Raw genomic sequence first — 539 nt, 5'->3', positions numbered from 1 at the left:
AAAGCAAAAGACTGATAATCAATGATTATCAGTCTTTTTGTTTTTGTGTTCCTGCCCTGTCGTCGGGCATTTTCGGGTGGAAAAGAGAGCGTTTTCGGGGAAATGTTTAACACTAAATCAGTCGGTTAAACTTGTTTGCGCAACAATGCAAACAAATGAATATCAGCATTAACGCCGTCTTTCGCAAAGACAGACTGAACAATCAAAACGCCGCGCCCGTTCACCTGCGTTTAACACAAAACCGAAAACTTAAACACATCAGCACGGGTGTAACACTCAACATTAACGAGTGGGATTTTGAAAATCAGCGTGTTAAGGGCCAAACTCCCGAATTGCAGGCGTTACAACTCCGCATTGACACCAAAATCGACGAACTCCGCCGCAAAATCAAACGCTTGGAAGCATTAGAGGTAGAGGTTACTCTCGACAATCTTTTGGAAACCAACGGGCGGAAAATAAACTGCACGGTCGGCGAATATCTGAAACAGACTATCGAACGGCTGGAAACACTCGGCAAATACGGCTCGGCATCCAAACAC

At 44.7% G+C, this 539-nt stretch carries 1 pseudogene; it reads left to right on the top strand.

The features are described from left to right. Nucleotides 1-155 precede the first annotated feature (155 nt). A pseudogene (locus QVP03_RS11485) lies at nt 156-539 on the top strand (Arm DNA-binding domain-containing protein); the annotation flags it as partial.

The organism is Alistipes sp. CAG:29 (assembly GCF_000435435.1).
Taxonomy (GTDB): domain Bacteria; phylum Bacteroidota; class Bacteroidia; order Bacteroidales; family Rikenellaceae; genus Alistipes; species Alistipes onderdonkii.
Note: the sequence above shows the minus strand (reverse complement) of the source record. Positions and strands in the feature narration are given on the sequence as shown.